18 protein-coding genes are annotated in these 18,900 nt (G+C 41.2%); 1 reads left to right on the top strand and 17 read right to left on the bottom strand.

The window, feature by feature from the left end; genetic code table 11:
- Positions 1–165 precede the first annotated feature (165 nt).
- From QUF94_RS01755 to ssb, 9 genes are all read right to left on the bottom strand, one after another.
- Positions 166–579 (bottom strand): hypothetical protein, encoded by a 414-nt coding sequence (locus QUF94_RS01755; protein WP_289314339.1) that lies wholly within the window; start codon positions 577–579, stop codon positions 166–168.
- A gap of 226 nt (positions 580–805) precedes the next feature.
- A complete protein-coding gene (locus QUF94_RS01750; protein ID WP_289314338.1) occupies positions 806–4,543 on the bottom strand; it encodes a S8 family serine peptidase in 3,738 nt (1,245 codons plus the stop codon).
- Positions 4,544–4,750: 207 nt separating this feature from the next.
- Complete coding sequence (locus QUF94_RS01745; RefSeq protein WP_289314337.1) at positions 4,751–5,653, bottom strand: ABC transporter permease; 903 nt, start codon at positions 5,651–5,653, stop codon at positions 4,751–4,753.
- Between the two features lie 12 nt (positions 5,654–5,665).
- Positions 5,666–6,670, bottom strand: coding sequence for an ABC transporter permease (locus QUF94_RS01740; protein WP_289318262.1), 1,005 nt, complete (start codon positions 6,668–6,670; stop codon positions 5,666–5,668).
- A gap of 115 nt (positions 6,671–6,785) precedes the next feature.
- Entirely contained in the window at positions 6,786–8,402 is a 1,617-nt protein-coding gene (locus QUF94_RS01735) for an ABC transporter substrate-binding protein (protein ID WP_289314336.1), read from the bottom strand.
- 41 nt (positions 8,403–8,443) lie between these two features.
- Positions 8,444–9,412 (bottom strand): ABC transporter ATP-binding protein, encoded by a 969-nt coding sequence (locus QUF94_RS01730; protein ID WP_289314335.1) that lies wholly within the window; start codon positions 9,410–9,412, stop codon positions 8,444–8,446.
- Positions 9,393–10,397 (bottom strand): ABC transporter ATP-binding protein, encoded by a 1,005-nt coding sequence (locus tag QUF94_RS01725; RefSeq protein WP_289314334.1) that lies wholly within the window; start codon positions 10,395–10,397, stop codon positions 9,393–9,395. The genes QUF94_RS01730 and QUF94_RS01725 overlap by 20 nt, the downstream gene beginning before the upstream one ends.
- Before the next feature lie 444 nt (positions 10,398–10,841).
- Positions 10,842–10,988, bottom strand: coding sequence for a hypothetical protein (locus QUF94_RS01720; protein WP_289314333.1), 147 nt, complete (start codon positions 10,986–10,988; stop codon positions 10,842–10,844).
- Between the two features lie 19 nt (positions 10,989–11,007).
- Complete coding sequence (ssb, locus tag QUF94_RS01715; protein ID WP_289314332.1) at positions 11,008–11,370, bottom strand: single-stranded DNA-binding protein; 363 nt, start codon at positions 11,368–11,370, stop codon at positions 11,008–11,010.
- 367 nt (positions 11,371–11,737) lie between these two features.
- Here ssb and QUF94_RS01710 point away from each other — a divergent pair, with 367 nt between their 5' ends.
- Positions 11,738–12,172 carry a YwpF family protein gene (locus QUF94_RS01710; protein ID WP_289314331.1) on the top strand — a complete coding sequence of 145 codons (435 nt, stop codon included), beginning with the start codon at positions 11,738–11,740 and terminating at the stop codon, positions 12,170–12,172.
- Between the two features lie 116 nt (positions 12,173–12,288).
- Here the strand turns inward: QUF94_RS01710 and QUF94_RS01705 are convergent, their stop codons facing one another.
- From QUF94_RS01705 to spoIIQ, 8 genes are all read right to left on the bottom strand, one after another.
- The gene (locus QUF94_RS01705) at positions 12,289–12,564 is read right to left on the bottom strand and encodes a hypothetical protein (protein ID WP_289314330.1); all 276 of its coding nucleotides are present in this window, start codon (positions 12,562–12,564) and stop codon (positions 12,289–12,291) included.
- A gap of 298 nt (positions 12,565–12,862) precedes the next feature.
- Positions 12,863–13,291, bottom strand: a complete 429-nt coding sequence (gene fabZ / locus QUF94_RS01700; protein WP_034315755.1) for a 3-hydroxyacyl-ACP dehydratase FabZ — start codon at positions 13,289–13,291, stop codon at positions 12,863–12,865.
- A gap of 127 nt (positions 13,292–13,418) precedes the next feature.
- The gene (locus tag QUF94_RS01695; protein WP_063235663.1) at positions 13,419–13,673 is read right to left on the bottom strand and encodes a DNA-directed RNA polymerase subunit beta; all 255 of its coding nucleotides are present in this window, start codon (positions 13,671–13,673) and stop codon (positions 13,419–13,421) included.
- Positions 13,674–13,826: 153 nt separating this feature from the next.
- Positions 13,827–14,675 carry a flagellar hook-basal body protein gene (locus QUF94_RS01690; RefSeq protein ID WP_289314329.1) on the bottom strand — a complete coding sequence of 283 codons (849 nt, stop codon included), beginning with the start codon at positions 14,673–14,675 and terminating at the stop codon, positions 13,827–13,829.
- 55 nt (positions 14,676–14,730) lie between these two features.
- Entirely contained in the window at positions 14,731–15,570 is an 840-nt protein-coding gene (locus QUF94_RS01685) for a flagellar hook-basal body protein (protein WP_289314328.1), read from the bottom strand.
- A 281-nt stretch (positions 15,571–15,851) separates the two neighbouring features.
- Positions 15,852–16,853 (bottom strand): rod shape-determining protein, encoded by a 1,002-nt coding sequence (gene mreB, locus QUF94_RS01680; protein WP_289314327.1) that lies wholly within the window; start codon positions 16,851–16,853, stop codon positions 15,852–15,854.
- Between the two features lie 306 nt (positions 16,854–17,159).
- On the bottom strand, positions 17,160–17,432 hold the full coding sequence (gene spoIIID / locus QUF94_RS01675; RefSeq protein ID WP_034315767.1) for a sporulation transcriptional regulator SpoIIID: 273 nt from the start codon (positions 17,430–17,432) through the stop codon (positions 17,160–17,162).
- A 434-nt stretch (positions 17,433–17,866) separates the two neighbouring features.
- Positions 17,867–18,805 carry a stage II sporulation protein SpoIIQ gene (spoIIQ, locus tag QUF94_RS01670; protein WP_289314326.1) on the bottom strand — a complete coding sequence of 313 codons (939 nt, stop codon included), beginning with the start codon at positions 18,803–18,805 and terminating at the stop codon, positions 17,867–17,869.
- Positions 18,806–18,900: the final 95 nt, after the last annotated feature.

Here is an 18,900-nt window from a genome sequence, read left to right as displayed (position 1 = left end):
AAGCGCCTCATCGTATTGAGACATTAATGGAGCTGCTCGTGGCAGCCCCCATTCATATTGAACTGAACAATTTACATGTACCGGGTAACGAACCTTGTCGAATTACGTTCCACTTTAACGAAAGTGACCTGCTTTCAATGTCCTGCCTAAGAAATGTAAAGAAAGTCACGGAGTGCCTGATTTCCTTTTTACGTTCCATTCTTTCAGTTGGATGATGAAAAAAGAATGGTGATTTCCATGATTGATCATGATATGATCGAGGATTTCGGCAAGCGCTTCCCCCTTATTCTGATGATATTCATCTGAACTTTCCTCAATGGTGATTTTTTCTTGGTGTGGGTCATAATTAATTGATGTTTTAGCACCCTTTTCAAAAAAAGAAAGGGCTACCTCCTGAAATAGCGGAAAATCCTGATAGGGTGAATCTGAGCGGGGCTCTTTTTCAAATGGAGAATTGACGTGCTGAAGTGCATCAAAGAAACTCGGTTTTGTAAGTGATGAGTCGCTTCCTTTTCTTTCAAATTTCACTGTAATTCCACGATTATATACCTTTTTGCTCGAATACTTCTTACGATACATAGATATCCTCCTTTTTTATCAGTTCTTTATACCTAATTCCTTTACCTTTCACTATTTACCTGCTAGATAATGAAAATACTTCCTCACTAATAGATTTCCATATTAGCACGGTGAAAACGCAGCAAACTACTCCAAAATCATCACGAAAGAATTCATACTCCAAATTCATAATCCGGAAATCTTTTTACGCAAAAACAGCCCTCTTGGGTAAGAGGGCTGCCTTTCGTTATTTTTTTGCTTTATTGATGTTAAAGGATTTCTTCGATTCATTTCCTGCAAGATCGGTCACCTTAAATTCAAACTTGTTGTTGCCTGATTTAAGCGGCAGTTCCAGATCCTCTATCTTCTTCTTATAGGCACGCATTTTATATGGTTCCTTGAATTCATTATAGAATACTTCGCTTCCGTTCAGGTAAAGGCGGATTTCATCGAAATTATCTTCTACCGTCACATCCACTTTTGGATTTTTCCCTTTGAATCCTACAGTTGCCGGTACGCCTTTAACTTTTATACCTGGTTTTGTTGTATCGACCATAATCGTCCGTTTAAAGGAAACCGTGTTATCCCATTTGTCTGTCGCTTTAACCGTAAAGCTTTTGACGCCGTCTTCAAATTTCTTTTCATATGAGAATTCATATTTATTATTCGTTTTGTTATACGTTACAGGGACCGTTTTATTATCTATTTTAAATTCCTTTATTTCCGACGCTTCTTCAATATCTCCTGTTATTTTGATTTTGTTTTTATTGTTCACGCTTAATGCTTCAGGACTTTTGATCTTTACAGCTGGTGCATGATTATCGATTGGAGCTGAATCACTGGCTAATTCAGTTTCAGCCGTTTTTTCATTACCTGCATAGTCAATTGCCACTACTTGAACCTTTTCCCCTTTTACATCAGGTAGGGTGAATTGTTTCGAATTCGCCGGGAGCGGCTCCTCCATGATGGATGCTCCATCGACTTGCACATCGTAATAAGCAAGTCCTGAACCATTCAAATTATCCTTACCTTGGATGGTTAATACATTGCCTTTTTTAGAAATCTTGACTGTCGGCTTTACCGTATCGATTTTGATAGGCATTTTAAAAGTCTGCCATTTTGCACCCTCGTAATCTATCATCGCTTTGATTTCAAAATGATAGACCCCATCCTTAGCAAGTGCATTATTGATTTTACCGTCCCATTTACGGGCTGGATTAAGTGAGTATGCGGTCCCTTCCCCACCATCATAATAGTCCTTACGCACATTATTCTCTGTGCGAAGTTTCCGGACTGATTTGTTTTCACCATTCAATATATTGTATTCTACCTTTTTCGCATTCCTTAAGAATGATAGGACAGGCACGAAGTCATCCTGCGCTCCATCGCCATTTGGGGAAATCGCAATATTTTTGCCATTAAATGTTTTCCCCGCAGGGTCGTAGCCAAGATAAGTGAAATCTTCACCTTCTGTCGATACTCCACCTGCCATGCCATAGAAAGACTCTTTATCATATTTAGTGCCATCAAGGATTGGGGCCTTGTCCCACTCCCCTTTAAACCCTACATAGGGTACATGCAGTTCCGGATTAGTGTCAGCTGGATCCTTCAATGAAATGAACCCTTCAACAAAATATCCGTTTGGAAAGACCTTGTCAACGTCTACAAGAGTCTGAAGGTCATCGCCAAGTACCTTTGCATCGGTTATGTCCACCTTCACTTCGAATGTAACCGATTTTTTTGCAGGTACGGTAATCTTATTTGTATCTTTATTATTAATTTTAATAGAAGCGTCCTTTATTTCCTGTGCCTCTAACTGGTGCGCGGAATAACCCAGTTGTCCCTGGATTGCATAGTCTGTTTGGATATTTCCTTTTACATCATACTTGACTGCTTTGTTGCTGAAGTTTTCAACCTTTAAAGTAAAGGCGAACTTATTGCCGATCTCCTTCATTGCAACCTTCGCTTCTTTCGTGAACACCTCCGTCACGACAGCAGGTGTGGACAATGCGGATTGGAGCTGCATGACTCCAGCTCCCTGCCTGCGAGGAGAGTAAGGATTCTCCCATGCAAGGGCGTTATTGACGACCCCCTGATCCATTAATGGCTTTGAAGTATTCATCATCAGGTTCTTAGCCAAATTGGCCCGGGCAGATCCATCTAATTTAAAGTCTTTATCCACTCTTTCAAGAACCAGTGCAGAGCCTCCGGATACATGTGGCGCGGCCATCGAAGTACCGCTCATCATTCCATATTCATCGTTGTTCAACGTCGAATAAATTTGTCCGCCTGGAGCAGTGATTTCCGGTTTGAAATCCAGGTTCGGTGCGACTCCCCATGAACTGAATGCGCTCATTTTTCCTGCTTCTGGATTTACAGCTTTTGTTTTATCACCATTAAAAGTAATCTTCACCTTTTCTCCATCAGTTAAGGCCGCTTTCAGCTTTGCACCATCCGATTTCAACATGAACAGCTGAGGAATCGTGATGTTTTGATCTGTAGCCATGGAGATATATCCATCAGCATTATTGTAAATAATGACTCCTGCCGCTCCTGCTGCCTGGGCATTTTGAGTCTTTTCAATAAAAGAAAGTGTGCCGCGCTCGATGAGGGCGAACTTGCCCTTTACATCCACTTTGGAAAGCTCCTCCGACGTCCCAAGACCCGCGGCAACCAAGTCATGCGTCTTTTCTTTTAAAGCATTGGGATGTACGCTCGAAGCCGACATGAACGGCGCTTTTCCTACTTGCCCATTTATATCATAAGTCGCCGCATCCAAATCCATATAGTTATTCTCGACCGAGGCCACTTGTACCGAATCATAAGCAAGTCCAGGTGAACCTGAAACGCCAATATCCGGGTTCGAGGCTGATGGGTTTGCAAATCCATTTCCAAAGTGAGCCGAGTTTCCTGCTGAAATCGACATGAGGATCCCATTATCAACAGCTCTGGATACTGCCTGCTGCTCCGGATCTTCTGCTGATACAAAACCTGCAGTTGAGCCAAGGCTCATATTTAGCACATCCGCCCCAAGGATGATTGCGTCGTCAATTGCCTTAATATATATATCTCCCCATGTTGTCTGCATGGCGGGATCATTCCCGAAGACCTTTAAAGCAAGCAGCTGGGCTTCAGGAGCGACCCCTTTAATGCCGCCATTCGCTTCATCTCCATTGGCACCAGCCGTCCCTGCTACATGCATTCCATGCATGGAGGCCCCTTCACCAAGGTCAAGGATTTCTTCATTTTCATCCATGTAATTATATCCATAAGGTACCTTCGCCGTATAATAGTTGCCTAATAGATGGCTAGATTCCTTCATTCCGCTAATTTCACTTTCAGTCAGTTCTGCCTTATTCTCGTCGTTCAGGACCATATCACGGTGAGATGGGTCGATTCCAGTATCGATAATCCCGACGACCATCCCTTCCCCTTTATATCCATATTCCCTCCAAGCTTCCTGGGCTTGGACAAGTTCTTTACTATAAAGCATCTCGGGTTTTTCTACAGGACGTTCATATTCATTCGCTATATGTACTTCAGCAACTTCAGGCATGGCTTCCACCTTTTTGATTTCACCATATTGAAGTTCACCACTGAACCCATTGACGACTGTGGTAAAACTTTCAAGTTCCTTGAAAGCTATTTTCTTCTCTTTCACCTTATTTTTCAATTTCTTCTGAACAGCTAATTTTTCGGACTTTAATTGTTGTTTCTTATTTTTCGATAGCTGTTTAAAAAGTTTCCCTTCTTTCGAAGCCGTTTCTATTGCCGGGGCATCCTTCATCTCTACGATGACCCTGACCTTCTCGTTGCTTTTGTATTTCTTCCCCAAATCATTTTTCTTCAGTTTTATAATACTTTCCTGATTCTTCTCACCTGCACCGCCCGAACCGGTCGGGGGATCTGGGAGCTTGGCTGCGGAAACGCTTGCAGTAAATACTAATAGAAAGATTGCTAGAATGGACAAGCTACGTTTAATCAATGAACTTTCCTCCTCTAAAATAATGTATTTTTGGAATATTCTTACTTAGTATAAAAATATCACAACTTTTGGGGTGAATTTAAGAGATAATAGTCACTATTTTCCTATTTCAAACTAGGATATTGTTATTATTTTTCATATTTTAATAGATTTACAAGATAGACGACAAAAAGATGGTGATGTTAAAACTAACATCACCTTTTACTTCTAGTTTTTCATTCTTGGATCCAGAGCATCACGCAGGCCATCTCCCATTAGGTTAAAGCCAAGTACCGTAAGCATGATCGCAAGCCCAGGAAAAAGAACCGTCCATGGTGCTTGAATGATGAACGCTCTTGAATCGGCAAGCATTTTTCCCCACTCTGGTGCTGGCGGCTGTGCACCGAGACCGAGAAAGCCAAGTGCTGCACACTCAATTATGGCAGTAGCAATCGCCAAGGTACCCTGGACGATAATCGGTGCAAGGCTATTCGGAAGGACGTGATGAAGGAGAATGCGGCCATCTCCCATTCCAATGGCCTTCGCGGCCGTTACATATTCCTCTTCTTTCACGCTTAAGACCCGTGAACGTAGAAGCCGGCCAAATATCGGGACATTGACGATGGCAATGGCAATAAGTGCATTGCGAAGGGAAGGTCCCAAAACGGCCACGACAGCAATGGCCAGCAAGATACTCGGGAAGGCCAGAATGATGTCAAAGACCCTCGATATGATCGTATCTATCCACCTACCGTAATAACCGGCAATGATTCCTAAAAAAGATCCAACCACGACAGACCCGGCTACAGATAAGAAGCCGATTCCTATTGATATGCGCGAGCCATAAATGACCCTGCTCAAAATATCACGGCCAAATTCATCCGTTCCAAACCAATGTTCCGCAGATGGTGCCAAATGTTTATCACTTAGCTTTTGTCCCTCAAATGAATAGGGTGCTATTAGCGGTGCGAAGACGGCTATTAAGATGAAAAATAAAACAATCCCCAGACCAACAAGGGCTACTTTATTTTTCTTAAAGCTTTTCCATCCTTCCTTCCAGGGAGAGATGACTTTTTCCTCTGCCTCTTTGGGAGGAAGGATTGGCGATGTATTCGTTGCTATTTCAGGCATGAGTTTCCCTCCCTATTTATACTTAATCCTAGGATCGATCGCTGCATACAACAAGTCCACAACTAGATTAATCATGACGAACAGAAAGGCGATGACGAGAATTCCGGACTGTATGACCGGATAGTCCCGAGATAGTATTGCATCATAAATATATGTACCGATACCAGGCCACCCAAAAATGTTTTCCGTTAATATGGCGCCGCCTAAAAGTAATCCTGTCTGGAGGCCGATAACCGTAACCACTGGAATTAAGGCATTCTTAAAGGAATGTTTGTAAACAACCCAAAACATTCTCATTCCCTTGGCACGAGCCGTACGAATGAAATCCGATCTCATAACTTCCAGCATGGACGAACGTGTCATCCTTGCAATAATGGCCATTGGAATGGTCGCAAGCGCAATTCCCGGCAAAATGAGATGTTTGATCACTTCGAAAAACTGATCCACTCTGCCAGCAATGAGTGTATCTATCATATACAGACCGGTTATGGCCTCAACAGGATCCCTGATATTGTCCCGTCCAGTCGTCGGAAGTAAATCCCATTGTATTGAAATGATGTATTGCTCCATTAATCCCAGCCAGAATATAGGCATGGACAAACCAATTAACGCAATAACCATTGCTACATAATCAAACCATGAGTTTTGGAACCAAGCTGATATTATCCCTGCATTCACACCTATGACTACTGCAATGATCATGGCGATCAATGCCAGCTCTATCGTGGCCATGAGGTATGGCCCAATTTCTTCAGAAACCGGACTATTCGTTTTTAACGATACACCCAGGTCACCCTTTAACAGGCCTGATAAGTAATCCCAAAATTGAATGAACCAAGGTTTATCCAAACCAAGTTCCTTTGTCATTGCAGCGACTGCCTCTTCTGTTGCTTGCTGCCCTAGAATCACCTGTGCTGGATTTCCAGGAATCGCCCGAATCATCATGAATACAATAAATGCCATTCCGAGTAACACTGGAATGAGAGATCCTAAACGTCGTACGGTATAGGAAAACAAAACAATCACCCGCCTTTTAAATAAGGGTCCTTCGAAGCGCCCTCGATCATTTTGAAATGCATTCCATAACAAAACCGGGAAGCATGCAAGATTCCATACTACCCGGTTCGTACGGTTAATTTTCTAGAGAAACATTCACAAGGGATTGAGAACCAGTTGGATGTGGAACAAACCCTTTGACTGTCTTAGATCCGGCTAGCTGTGGTAAAGAGTGGACAAGTGGAACCCATGGAGCTTCATCATGGATGATTTCCTGAGCTTTTCCATATAACTCATTACGCTTGGCTTCATCTGCCGTGGACTGAGCTTCAATCAGTAGCTCATGAACTTCATCGTTTGCATAACGGGCATAGTTGTTGGAGCCGATATTATCTTTATCCAATAATGTATAAAGGAAGTTATCCGCATCTCCATTATCGCCTGTCCAGCCCATCATGAAGGATTGAGCTTCACCAGCCTGCACTTTCTCTAAATATGCAGCCCATTCGTACGAAACGATATTAGCTTCGATGCCGACTTGTTTTAGGCTTGCTTGAATGGCTTCAGCCACTTTTTGACCATCTGGCATATATGGGCGCGGTACCGGCATTGCCCAAAGGTCCATTTTAAATCCGTCTTCAAGTCCAGCTTGTTTAAGCAGTTCTTTCGCTTTTTCTACATCGTAATCATAGTCTTCGACTTTGTCATTGTAGCCAGAAACGGATGGCGGCATAGGATTCTTGGCAGGCTCTGCAGTGCCTTCATAAAAATTATCAATGATTTCCTTTTTGTTGATCAAATGCGAGATTGCTTGACGTACTTCTTTCTTGTCGAATGGTGCTTTCTCAACATTGAAAGCAAAGTACCCGACGTTCATGGATGCACGTTCGAATATTTGCAGTTTGTCATCTCCTGTAACCTTACTGATATCACTTGGGTTCAAACCGTCCATCAGGTCGATTTCACCCTTGATTGCAGCATTTAAACGCGCAGAGTTATCTTTAATGACCTTAAACGTGATTCCATCAAGTTTTGGCAGGCCATCTTGCCAATAGTCATCGTTTTTCACCACTTCAATCGTATCGCCAGGTTTCCATGATTTGAATTTGAAAGGACCTGTACCAGATGGATTCTTGGTGAAGCTGTCTCCCTCTTTTTCAAATCCAGTCGGACTGGCTATTGCAAATGTAGGCATGGCAAGGTTTTTCAGGAATGGAGCTTGCGGACGGTTCAAAGTGAATTCCACCGTGCTATCATCGATAGCTTTTACTTCTTTGATCACATGGCCTTCATCACCTTCAAATCCTCCGAACATGGAAGCATAGTAAGCAAACTTACCTTCATCCTTACTTTGCGCCCAGCGTTGAAAGTTTTTTACGACCGCATCTGCATTGAAATCAGTACCATCATGGAACTTGATGCCGGTTTTCAATTTGAATGTGTATTTTTTTGCGTCATCGGACACTTCCCATGATTCTGCAAGACCCTGATTAATTTCCGTATCATCTTCCCCATATTTCACAAGCGTTTCAAAAATCTGCTGTGTGACGATGAATGATTCCCCATCGGTTACGATAGCTGGGTCAAGACCGACCGCATCTCCGCCTTTACCGTAAATCAATACGCCGCCTTTTGCATCACTCGATCCCCCTTTACCATCATCTTTCTCTTTTGATGTAGACGAGGAGCATCCCGCTAGCGCTAGTGAAAGAGCCAGGATACCAGTCAACAATAAAGCTAATGTTTTCTTCATATTCTTCCCCCTTATTTTTGCGAATTTATGTATACGTCGTGTCAATTGTATAAATGACAAGCAACGTAGTGACCAGGTTTATGTTCATGCAGGATTGGCTTTTCCGTTTTGCACTCTACCATGGCTTTCGGACATCTCGTATGGAATGGACAGCCTCCAGGCGGGTTTGATGGGCTTGGAACATCTCCCTGAAGGATTACCCTATCCCCCTTGTATTCCACATCCGGGATCGGTACGGCCGATAATAAAGCCTGGGTATATGGGTGAAGTGGATCTTCATAAAGTCCCTCACTTTCCGTCAATTCAACTATATGTCCAAGATACATCACACCGACACGGTCGGAGATATGCCTTACCACTCCAAGATCATGGGCAATGAATAAGTAGGTCAAATCAAAATCTTCCTGCAAATCCTGCAGGAGATTCAAGACCTGGGCCTGAATCGAAACATCCAGTGCAGATACGGGCTCATCGGCGATGATCAGCTTGGGGTTTACGGCAAGTGCCCTCGCAATGCCAATACGCTGCCGCTGGCCACCACTGAATTGATGCGGATACCTTTTAGCATGGTAACTGCTTAAGCCAACAACCTTAAGGAGTTCCTGTACACGGGCCTTTCGCGTCTTTTTATCTTTAACCCCATGAACGATGAGCGGTTCTTCCAATATTTTTTCAATAGTATGCCTGGGATTGAGGGAAGCGAAGGGGTCCTGGAAGACCATCTGCATTTCACGGCGCATCTTTCTCATTTCACGGGAAGATAAAGCCGTCAGGTCTTTTCCTTCGAAATAAACATTCCCCTCACTCGGCTCAAGCAATCGAAGCAATAATCTTCCCGTTGTCGACTTTCCGCAACCGCTTTCTCCGACAAGGCCTAAAGTTTCCCCTTTATAAATGGAAAAAGACAAACCATCCACTGCCTTGACCTCTCCAATGGTCTTTCCTAGAACCCCTCCTTTAATTGGAAAATGTTTCTTTAGGTTTTCTACCTTAACCAATGTTTGATTCATGCAGGGCAGCTCCTTTCCCATCTTCATACAGCCAGCAACGAACATGCTGGCCCTCATCAAATTTCATAAGAGACGGTGTCTCATTCAAACATTGCTCCATGGCATGGGAGCACCGAGGGGCAAACTGGCAACCGAGGCTGCTTGTCCCAGGTTTTGGAACATTACCCGGTATCGAGTAAAGTCGCTCTTTCTTTATCCGCATATCCGGAATTGACTGAAGTAATCCGACCGTATAAGGATGCTTAGGGTTTTGGAAAATCGTTTGCACATTTCCTTCCTCTATTACCTTGCCGGCATACATGACGATGACACGTTCACACATTTGCGCCACAACGCCAAGATCATGGGTAATCATCATGATTGCCGTATCTGTTTCTTTATTCAAATTCTTCATTAACTCTAGGATTTGTGCCTGGATCGTCACATCCAAAGCCGTTGTCGGTTCATCGGCTATAAGGAGTTTCGGCTCACAGATCATGGCCATTGCTATCATGACCCTTTGTCTCATTCCACCTGAAAGTTGATGCGGATATTCATTAATCAATTCCTCGGCACGACCAAGCCCAACCAGCTTCAACATTTCTACCGCTCTTTGCCGCGCCTGCTTTTTGTTCCATTTTTTATGTATCCGAAGCGTCTCCACCAACTGCTCGCCAATAGTGAACACAGGATTCAAACTTGTCATCGGTTCCTGGAATATCATCGCTATATCATTCCCGCGAATTTTTCTCATTTTCGCTTCAGAGGCATTTGCGATATTCTCTCCTTTAAAAAGGATTTCTCCCTCCACCTTACCAGCAGGTGAAGAAACCAGACCCATGATGGACAAAGAAGTTACGCTTTTTCCGCATCCTGATTCTCCTACAATACCTAAAACTTCACCAGGTTTGACGTGAAAATCGATTGAATTCACGACAGGGATCACCCCATCGTCAGTACGAAAACTGGTTCGCAGCCCACTCACCTTAATAATTGGTTCGTCCATCAAATCACTTCCTATATATAACTTTTTTTCCAATTATATTATTGGGTTTATTATTGCATCAAAATTAAAATATTACAATATATTTTCTAAAAATTCTAATTTGGCAGAATTATTTTTTTATTTTGTTTAAATTCACACATTTTGGCATGAAAAAAAGACTGCTTGTTTGCAGTCATTAAAGGAAGGGAATCAGAAAACTTGATTCCATATGAGGGTAAATCGGAGTTTCCAGCGAGGAAAAAGCTATATTAGCCTTTGGGGAATGAAGGGGTGAAAATGAACTCTATATACTACAGACAAGCTTAACGGAATTTTTCCCGTCATCGAAATATTTTACGCCTTTGTTCAAGTGCTGAAATACGTTGCATTAATTTTTCATTATGTTCATATAAATACTTGTTTTGTTTATCCAATTGAGTAAGTTTCAAATTAATCTGTACTAATTCATGATTCATTATTGGAAGTTTTCACATGGGTCTTCACCACATGATAGATTAAATCACTAATGAGTTCTTCCATCCGCTTTTTCTTTTGTATGGTCTTATAAAGCGAGCTTGCTCCTGCCCAGGCAAGCTTCATATCCTCACACATGATCAACCTCCACATAAGACTATAAACCAATATGTTCAATCTCCTTGGGCTTAACATCATTTTGTTTAGATCCAATGAATTGAACCCTCTCGGCGACCACTTCAGTTACATATACATATTTACCCTCTTGATTTTCGTATCTCCTTGTTTTTATTCTGCCTGTGATGCCGATCATGGCACCTTTTTTACAATACTGAGCAGTATTTTCAGCCGACTTTTTCCATATGATACACTGTACGAAGTCCGCCTCATAGTCACCAACAGTATTACGGAAGTTCCGGTTGACTGCTAATGTGATATTGGAAACAGCCTTGCCGTCGGGTGTGTATCTTAATTCGGGATCCTTCGTAAGCCTGCCGACGAGGGTAACTTGGTTAATCATTTTTTCACTCCTTCCTCTCTAATATGCTTTTATCATACTCTTTCTTCCATCGATTAAAAAATGAAGGAAATGGGCTTATTACACCCTTTTTCTTCTTAAAAAGCCGTTTGAACTGATGCAAAATCATTTTTTGCCGATCAAAATTAGGTAAAAAACGAATAGTTAACAAAATTAAATATTTTGCAAATTTTTATTCTATCCTTCATAATTTAGACAATTGTTGGGTTTTCATTTCATTAAGGGACTGTTTTTTAGTATGATATAATTACCTTTAAAAGGATTAATCGATATGAACCATTCCGGAAGATTAAAATTTACGTTTAAGAGCGGTAATTACCACTCTTCTGGCAAGAAACGGAGGAATTAGATGAAATCATTTAAATTGATCTCGTTGCAAATTGTTACTGAGAATTTAACCTTGATTGATATTGCATTAACAGATGGACTGATTATAAATAAAGAAAACGACGCTAGATCATGGTTACTTGAGGCCTTTGTAGAAGAAAATCATTTCAAGGAGCTTGAATCCTCACTTCCCAATATTGACGGAGAGGTGTATATCCAGGCCGTCATTACCAAAAAGGACAATGAACCGGCCCTGTTTCACACTGTTCTACGCACGATAAGAAAAGTGGGCAACCATTATAGCCTTTTATTCGTTGGTCACATCCAAAAAACGCGGAGCAAATATGCAGAACTCCTTCTAGAAGATTTGGTCCAAAAGGGTCTTGCCGGCGATGAATTAATAAAAGAGTTCAAGCAAAAAATCCGCTCAAAGCCTAAATTGGCAACAAATAAATAAAAATCCTTCCCATAATTCCCATCCCCTAATCGAATGGACATAAAAAAGACTGACTTAGACGAATAAGGATGTAAATCCTCTTCTTAACTAAGCCAGTCTTTCTCATTCTGTGCTAATTACTTATTTTTGTCGTCATTTTTATCATTGTCTTTAATCAAGTCATCGGCATCATTATCGATGTTATCATCAACGTCATTATCGCCGTTATCAAGCACTCCATCATCGTTATCATTCATGTCGTTATCATCTGTACCGTTGTTATCATCTTCAATGATGTTGTTATCTTCTTCTGGTGCGGGATTGTTGTTGTCATCATTATCCGTTCCACATCCAGCAAGGAACATAATAGATAATAAAGATCCCCCAATTAGTGCAAAAATTTTCTTCATCATTTTTGGCAACCTCCCTTCTTTCTTTATCATTAGCTATTTTGCCCGAATGTGAAAATAACTTGCGTCCTATTTTAAATTTAAAAAGAAAATCTGCTAATTGGAATTTAATCATTAAAAAATGCCGGACATAAAAATGTCCGGCATTCAAAGGGAGAATAGAAAGTTCTAAAAACCGCTCTTGCTTTAAAAAAGCAATGCAGTGCTATTTATATACACCGCTTTACGATTCCTTAAACCATTTTTTGAGAAATATAATTAAAATATTCTATTTCCCTTTCACGGAAAATGAATGCACTTCTTATTTGTCACCAAAAGCAAACATGATATCGGCTTCACATGCTGTTTCTCCATCTACCGTTGCCACTGCTTTCCCTTTACCCATTGACCCTCTCATACGCACTATTTCCACTTCCAGACGCAGCTGATCACCTGGTTTAACTTGCTTTTTAAAGCGGCAATTATCAATCCCAGCGAAAAATGCAAGCCGTCCTTTGTATTCTTCTTGTTTCAAAACGGCTACAGCACCAACTTGCGCTAATGCCTCTACAATTAAAACACCAGGCATTACTGGATAATCGGGGAAATGACCATTAAAGAATTCTTCATTTGCTGAGACATTCTTCAATCCAACCGCTCTTTTCCCTTCATCTATTTCTATGATCCGGTCGACTAATAAGAATGGATAACGATGCGGGATAATTTCCTTTATTTGTGTGATATCAAGCATACTTGTTCCTCCTATGACTTAAATATTTCAAAAATAACGTAAACTCACCCCTGTCATGAAGACAGAGGCGCAGTTGCCATGTAATATAAATCCGATAACAACAGCAACTACTGCAAAAAACATGGAACTACGCGCCCTTGTTCACTATATCAATAATATGGGTCCATGTGGATTTTTGGAAAACATCCATAGCATTTCCTCCACCAATCACACTGTATCCTAATAGTGCCCCGGATAATACAGCAATGAAAATCAATCCGATAACAATGAGTAAACGAAGCCAAATAGGCAAAAGACGGACCTTGATTCTACGATTCGGTTTCGTCTCAACTTCCTTTATCTCTTCTTCAATTTGTTGTCTCATTACACGATTTTGTTCCATATTGAATGTGAAAGCTCCTTTTAAGAAAACTCGCCGACTGATTTTAGAAATTCAGCAGCTATGCAAAATGATAGGCACGAATGATTCTGTTATGAATTCATTATAACCGATTTGCTCTAATTCCGCAGGGAGACATTTTATTTACCAGATACCTTAACGGATTCCATTGACTAATCCACTCATTTGATCAGCCATCGTTACTGCCCGGGATTGAAATTGGTAAGAACGCTGAACATTGATTAGATCCGTCATTTCTTTGGAAAGATCGACATTTGAGGACTCCAGAGTGCCTTGACGGACTGCTGCCTGGTTGCGGGAATCCGCTGTTAATTCAGTCATGATATCTTCTTCAGTAACACCCAAGGCATTGAAGTTTTCGGGCAGGCCAAGTAAATTTCCCCCTAGCCGGTCAAGAAATTGTGGTTTCTTTACCGAGACGATTCCTAGCCCAAAACTACTTTCGCCATATTCTTCCGTATCCACTATCAATATGCCATTTTCCGAAATCTTAATGTCTTTAATATTTCCCTCTATGAGGACCGGTTCACCATTTTCATCAAGGACTTTATGTCCCGCAGAGGTAACGAGCATCATTTGATCGGGATCATTGGCATTAGGAGATAAATAAAAGGACCCATCCCTTGTAAGCCTTGTATTGACCCCATTATCGTCCTGAACGCTTACGGTGAAGAATTGGTCCTCCCTAGTGAATGCAGCATCAAGATTACGGTCCGTCGTCTTTAAGGCTCCCTGTGAAAGCACCAATTGAGATTGGCTTATCTTAGCACCTGTTCCCTGTCGAATGCCAGGTGTGGTCAACCTTCCTTTTTCCTTGATATCACTCGGTTGATTATTGAAACTCTGTGTCAATAAGTCATTGAAACTCGTTTGGGTCTTTTTGTAGGCAGTCGTGTCCACATTAGCGATATTATTACTTATTTGATCGATTTTACTTTGAAGTTGGTTCAGCGTATTGGTCGCTGTCATCATGGTCCGATTCATGGATTTTCCCCTTACATGTTCAAATTTCCAAAGGCATTTTTCTTCTAATGTTCAATTAAAGCCTGCCAACTTCATTGACCGCTTTATCCAAACTTTTATCATAGGCTTGAAGAACCTTCTGACTCGCTTCAAACGAGCGGTATGCCGACATCATTTCTGTCATCGTTCTCGATTGGTCAACATTGGAGCCTTCAAGAAAGCCTTGCTTAGTAGAAAAACCAATATCTGCAGCCGCGTATGCGTTAGGTAAATCCCCATCATTCACTGCCTTATAAAGGCCTTCCCCATCCTTCATGAGCTGTGATGATGGATCATCTGAATAACCGATGCCCAAACGTGCCGTTTGAACATTTCCTTCCAAAATAACACCGTTTTCCGTTACAGTGAACCGATCGCTATCAAGCTGGATCCGTTCATTATTTTCGTTCAATACATAATGACCGGCAGGTGTAGTCAGATACCCTTTCCCATCTAGAGTGAAATTGCCGTTGCGCGTATAACGGACGTCGCCCTCACCATCCTGAACAGTAAAAAACACCGACCCTTGCCGGCCGGTTTCTTCAATGATCGGAAGGTTTTCATCAGCCAAGGAAATATCCGTATTAAGCTGGGTTTCCTCCAATGTACCCTGGGTAAATAAAGGATTCGCCTCCTGTACGTAAACGCCCGTACTGAGCCCCCCAACCTGGGATAATTGAGACATACTGAATTTGTTCTCCGTAGGAATCGTTTTACCACCTATATTGCTGATAAGCATTTCCGGAAACGACCTTACACTCGTTTGATCCGCTTTATACCCTGTTGTATTCGCATTGGACATATTGTTTGTGAGCAATTCTGTGCGCCTTTGCTGTGTAAGCATCCCGGAAGCAGCCGTATAAAAACCTCTTAACATCTTCTTCACTCCTCATTCTACATAACTTATCCCGTTCAATTTCCCATATCTATCTTATCGGTCATGAACATCAGTATCTTAAGGAAAAAGAAAAAGCATTAGGCAGAAGAATTTGTCTTTTATCGTAGGCTAGGTCAGATTTAAAGGAATGGTGTTAAATTCTCGACTAAAAGAAGAGGGCCTATTGCTCATCAGTACTAGAACTGCACGCACTTTCTCTATGCCTCATGTTTGTCTGAACCTTAGACCCCTATCTTATGATGCAGATTTCCATCCGCTTTTTAGTTGAATTTGTGCCGTGGCAATTTATCCATATTATCAAGCATGATCCCTGTTCCGATTGCTACACAATCCATTGGGTGCTCGGCAACGAGTACTGGGACCTTAAGTTCTTCAGCAAGGAGTAAATCAATCCCGTGAAGCAATGCTCCACCACCTGTTAAAATGACACCGCGGTCGATGATATCAGCAGAAAGTTCAGGCGGCGTCCGCTCAAGTACGCTTTTTGCAGCTTGTACAATGATGGAAACCTGCTCGCGAAGAGCTTCCTCAATTTCTACCGAATTGACCGAAATGGTTCTAGGTAATCCTGATACCATATCGCGTCCACGAATATCGATGACTTCATTACGTGAACCAGGGAAGACGGTTGCAACCTGTATTTTAATGTTTTCCGCTGTACGTTCACCAATCAGAAGCTTATACTTCCGCTTGATATAATGTAAAATTTCATTATCGAATTTGTCACCGGCCATTTTAATAGAAGAAGATGTAACGATATCCCCCATTGAAAGAACGGCAATATCCGTTGTACCCCCGCCAATGTCTACGACCATATTGCCGCTTGGTTGAAAAATATCCATGCCGGCACCGATTGCAGCCACTTTTGGTTCTTCTTCAAGGAATACTTTCTTCCCTCCGCTTTTTTCAGCAGCTTCTTTAATCGCCTTTTGTTCGACACTTGTTATGTTGGTCGGGCAGCAGATTAAAATTCTAGGCTTTGAAAGGAATCCTTTCACATTCAATGTATTGATAAAATGCTTAAGCATCGATTCTGTTACATCAAAATCCGCAATGACACCGTCTTTTAAAGGACGAATTGCGATGATGTTTCCTGGAGTACGGCCTACCATTTTACGAGCTTCTTCCCCGACAGCAAGAACACGGTTCGTATTCTTATCAATCGCTACTACCGAAGGCTCATTTAACACAATTCCTTTACCTTTGACATGTATAAGAACATTGGCTGTTCCAAGATCTATCCCAATATCTCTAGCAAACATTTCTTAAATCCTCCTTGAATATCCTCACATATAACCTACTTCTGTCCTAATTGTTTATTTTACCATATTGCATTGACACAAGTAAGTATGAATTATAAATAAACACTAATACAGACTATTATTTCCTATTTTTCCAATATGTAAAAAAAATAGATGTCTTAAGCACTATCCCCCTTCTTCTCCCATAAAAAAATCCCGGCATGGAACCGCAATCAAGGTTAAGGAATAGGCTGACACACTTCATGCCCCCTTATTCATTCCCTGATTTGCTTAATTCACTTCCAATTGCCGGAATGGTATCAAAAATTATTTAACGATTTCTTCTTCTCTTTCAGATCGTTTATATTTTAATTTTGTCGCTTCTCCACCTCTAAGGTGACGGATGGATTTATGATAATCCAATATATCCTTGACTTCGTTAGCCAAATCAGGATTTATTTCTGGCAGCCTCTCAGTTAAATCTTTATGCACTGTGCTTTTAGAGACTCCGAACTCTTTTGCAATGACGCGGACTGTTTTTCTAGTTTCCACGATATACTTTCCTATCTTGATAGTTCTTTCTTTGATGTAATCGTGCACACCACTCGACCTCCCCAAATTGGATGTGAGAAGTGTGAAATGAGATTCGTATTTTTCGAATCGAATACCGCTGCCCTATAAACAATGAAAGATAGAATTATTCACCTATTAGATAATTTGTAATAAACGATTCCTCACCTCAAACACTCTCTTTGCATGGTTTATAACATCTTATTAGCTTGGTTAAGAATATATGCCTAATGGGACAGGCGGTTTGTATTTATTTCTAATTTTCATTTGTTTATTTTCCTTAAAATCAAATTATTTCCCGAGAAATTTGTCGGAAATTCAAATGTTTCAGCATATGGGCCAATATTTCCTCGAAAGAAAAAAAGAAGCCGTTCAAATTGAACGGCTTCTTTTTACCAAATTTTCAGTTGTTGTCATTCGTAACGCTCTAGGTTTTTGTTTTGATTTAATTAAAAATCTTAATCTTAATTAGATTGATTTAACGAATCTTTTAAGGAATCGCTTTCCTCAGTTGCATCTTCACCTGGGACAGAGCCTTCCTCATCAGTGCCACTCTCTAAATCAGTGCCCTCGTCAGTTTCGTCAACGGCAGGCGTTTCATCCGTGCCAGTTTCAGATTCTTCGACTGCAGGTGTTTCTTCTTTATCAGTTTCAGATCCTTCGACTGCAGGTGTTTCTTCTTTATCAGTTGAATCGTTAAGTTCGCTGCCTTCTGCTTCAGTTGCCGATTGAATGGCAGAAGCTTGTTTATTAACAAAATCAAGTGGATTTAACGCAATGTTATCTTTCCTGATTTCGAAGTGGACATGCACGCCAGCTTCTTCGTTGATTTGGCTTTTTCCAGCTGTAGCAATTGCTTGTCCTTGTTTCACTTTGTCACCGACTGCAACCTTAATGTCTTTAACAGATTGATAACGAGTGACGACACCATCTTCATGCTCTACTTCAACTAAATTTCCAAGTAACGCGTCGTCTTGAACTTTCGTTACATTTCCACTTAAGGAAGCTTTTACATCGAAAGATTTTCCATCTTCCATTGCAATGTCTATACCTTTGTTTTGCTCATATCTATTGTTGTAGAAAACCAATGCTTCTTCTTGTGCCTTTTCATCCGCATTCACATCATAAAACTGTTTCTTGATAACCGATTTGTCTGCATCGGCTACAGGCATCTTGATTGTCTCAAGATTACTATTAACCTCGACAGAAGGCTGACCATAGTTTTTTCCTGTTTCAGCTGATTCCTCTTTGCCATCTTTAGCTGAATCATCAAAACTATTTTGTAATAAGAAGGCCGCGGCTAAGATTATGGCTGCACTTGCGATATAGATTGCTGATAATGCCCAACGTTGTTTTAGTATACGTCGGATTGTGGAAGTTGGTTTCTTTTCTTCCTCTCTCATATTAATCACCTCAGCAATCATTCTGAACATTTTGTTAAGATTATATACATTCAGGAAAAAATTTTTTTAGATTTATTTTGCGGAAATGAAACCGA

It is taken from the genome of Peribacillus sp. NJ4 (assembly GCF_030348345.1).
In the GTDB taxonomy this organism is placed as follows: domain Bacteria; phylum Bacillota; class Bacilli; order Bacillales; family DSM-1321; genus Peribacillus.
The sequence above is the reverse complement of the archived record's forward strand: the minus strand, read 5'-3'. Positions and strand labels throughout refer to the sequence as shown.

Excerpts from the sequence above, each read along its gene's own strand:
- QUF94_RS01755 (WP_289314339.1), bottom strand. The coding sequence starts at position 579 with ATGTATCGTAAGAAGTATTCGAGCAAAAAGGTATATAATCGTGGAATT.
- QUF94_RS01745 (WP_289314337.1), bottom strand. The coding sequence starts at position 5,653 with ATGCCTGAAATAGCAACGAATACATCGCCAATCCTTCCTCCCAAAGAG.
- QUF94_RS01735 (WP_289314336.1), bottom strand. The coding sequence starts at position 8,402 with ATGAAGAAAACATTAGCTTTATTGTTGACTGGTATCCTGGCTCTTTCA.
- QUF94_RS01730 (WP_289314335.1), bottom strand. The coding sequence starts at position 9,412 with ATGAATCAAACATTGGTTAAGGTAGAAAACCTAAAGAAACATTTTCCA.
- QUF94_RS01725 (WP_289314334.1), bottom strand. The coding sequence starts at position 10,397 with ATGGACGAACCAATTATTAAGGTGAGTGGGCTGCGAACCAGTTTTCGT.
- QUF94_RS01720 (WP_289314333.1), bottom strand. The coding sequence starts at position 10,988 with ATGTGTGAGGATATGAAGCTTGCCTGGGCAGGAGCAAGCTCGCTTTAT.
- ssb (WP_289314332.1), bottom strand. The coding sequence starts at position 11,370 with ATGATTAACCAAGTTACCCTCGTCGGCAGGCTTACGAAGGATCCCGAA.
- QUF94_RS01710 (WP_289314331.1), top strand. The coding sequence starts at position 11,738 with ATGAAATCATTTAAATTGATCTCGTTGCAAATTGTTACTGAGAATTTA.
- QUF94_RS01705 (WP_289314330.1), bottom strand. The coding sequence starts at position 12,564 with ATGATGAAGAAAATTTTTGCACTAATTGGGGGATCTTTATTATCTATT.
- fabZ (WP_034315755.1), bottom strand. The coding sequence starts at position 13,291 with ATGCTTGATATCACACAAATAAAGGAAATTATCCCGCATCGTTATCCA.
- QUF94_RS01695 (WP_063235663.1), bottom strand. The coding sequence starts at position 13,673 with ATGGAACAAAATCGTGTAATGAGACAACAAATTGAAGAAGAGATAAAG.
- QUF94_RS01690 (WP_289314329.1), bottom strand. The coding sequence starts at position 14,675 with ATGAATCGGACCATGATGACAGCGACCAATACGCTGAACCAACTTCAA.
- QUF94_RS01685 (WP_289314328.1), bottom strand. The coding sequence starts at position 15,570 with ATGTTAAGAGGTTTTTATACGGCTGCTTCCGGGATGCTTACACAGCAA.
- mreB (WP_289314327.1), bottom strand. The coding sequence starts at position 16,853 with ATGTTTGCTAGAGATATTGGGATAGATCTTGGAACAGCCAATGTTCTT.
- spoIIQ (WP_289314326.1), bottom strand. The coding sequence starts at position 18,805 with ATGAGAGAGGAAGAAAAGAAACCAACTTCCACAATCCGACGTATACTA.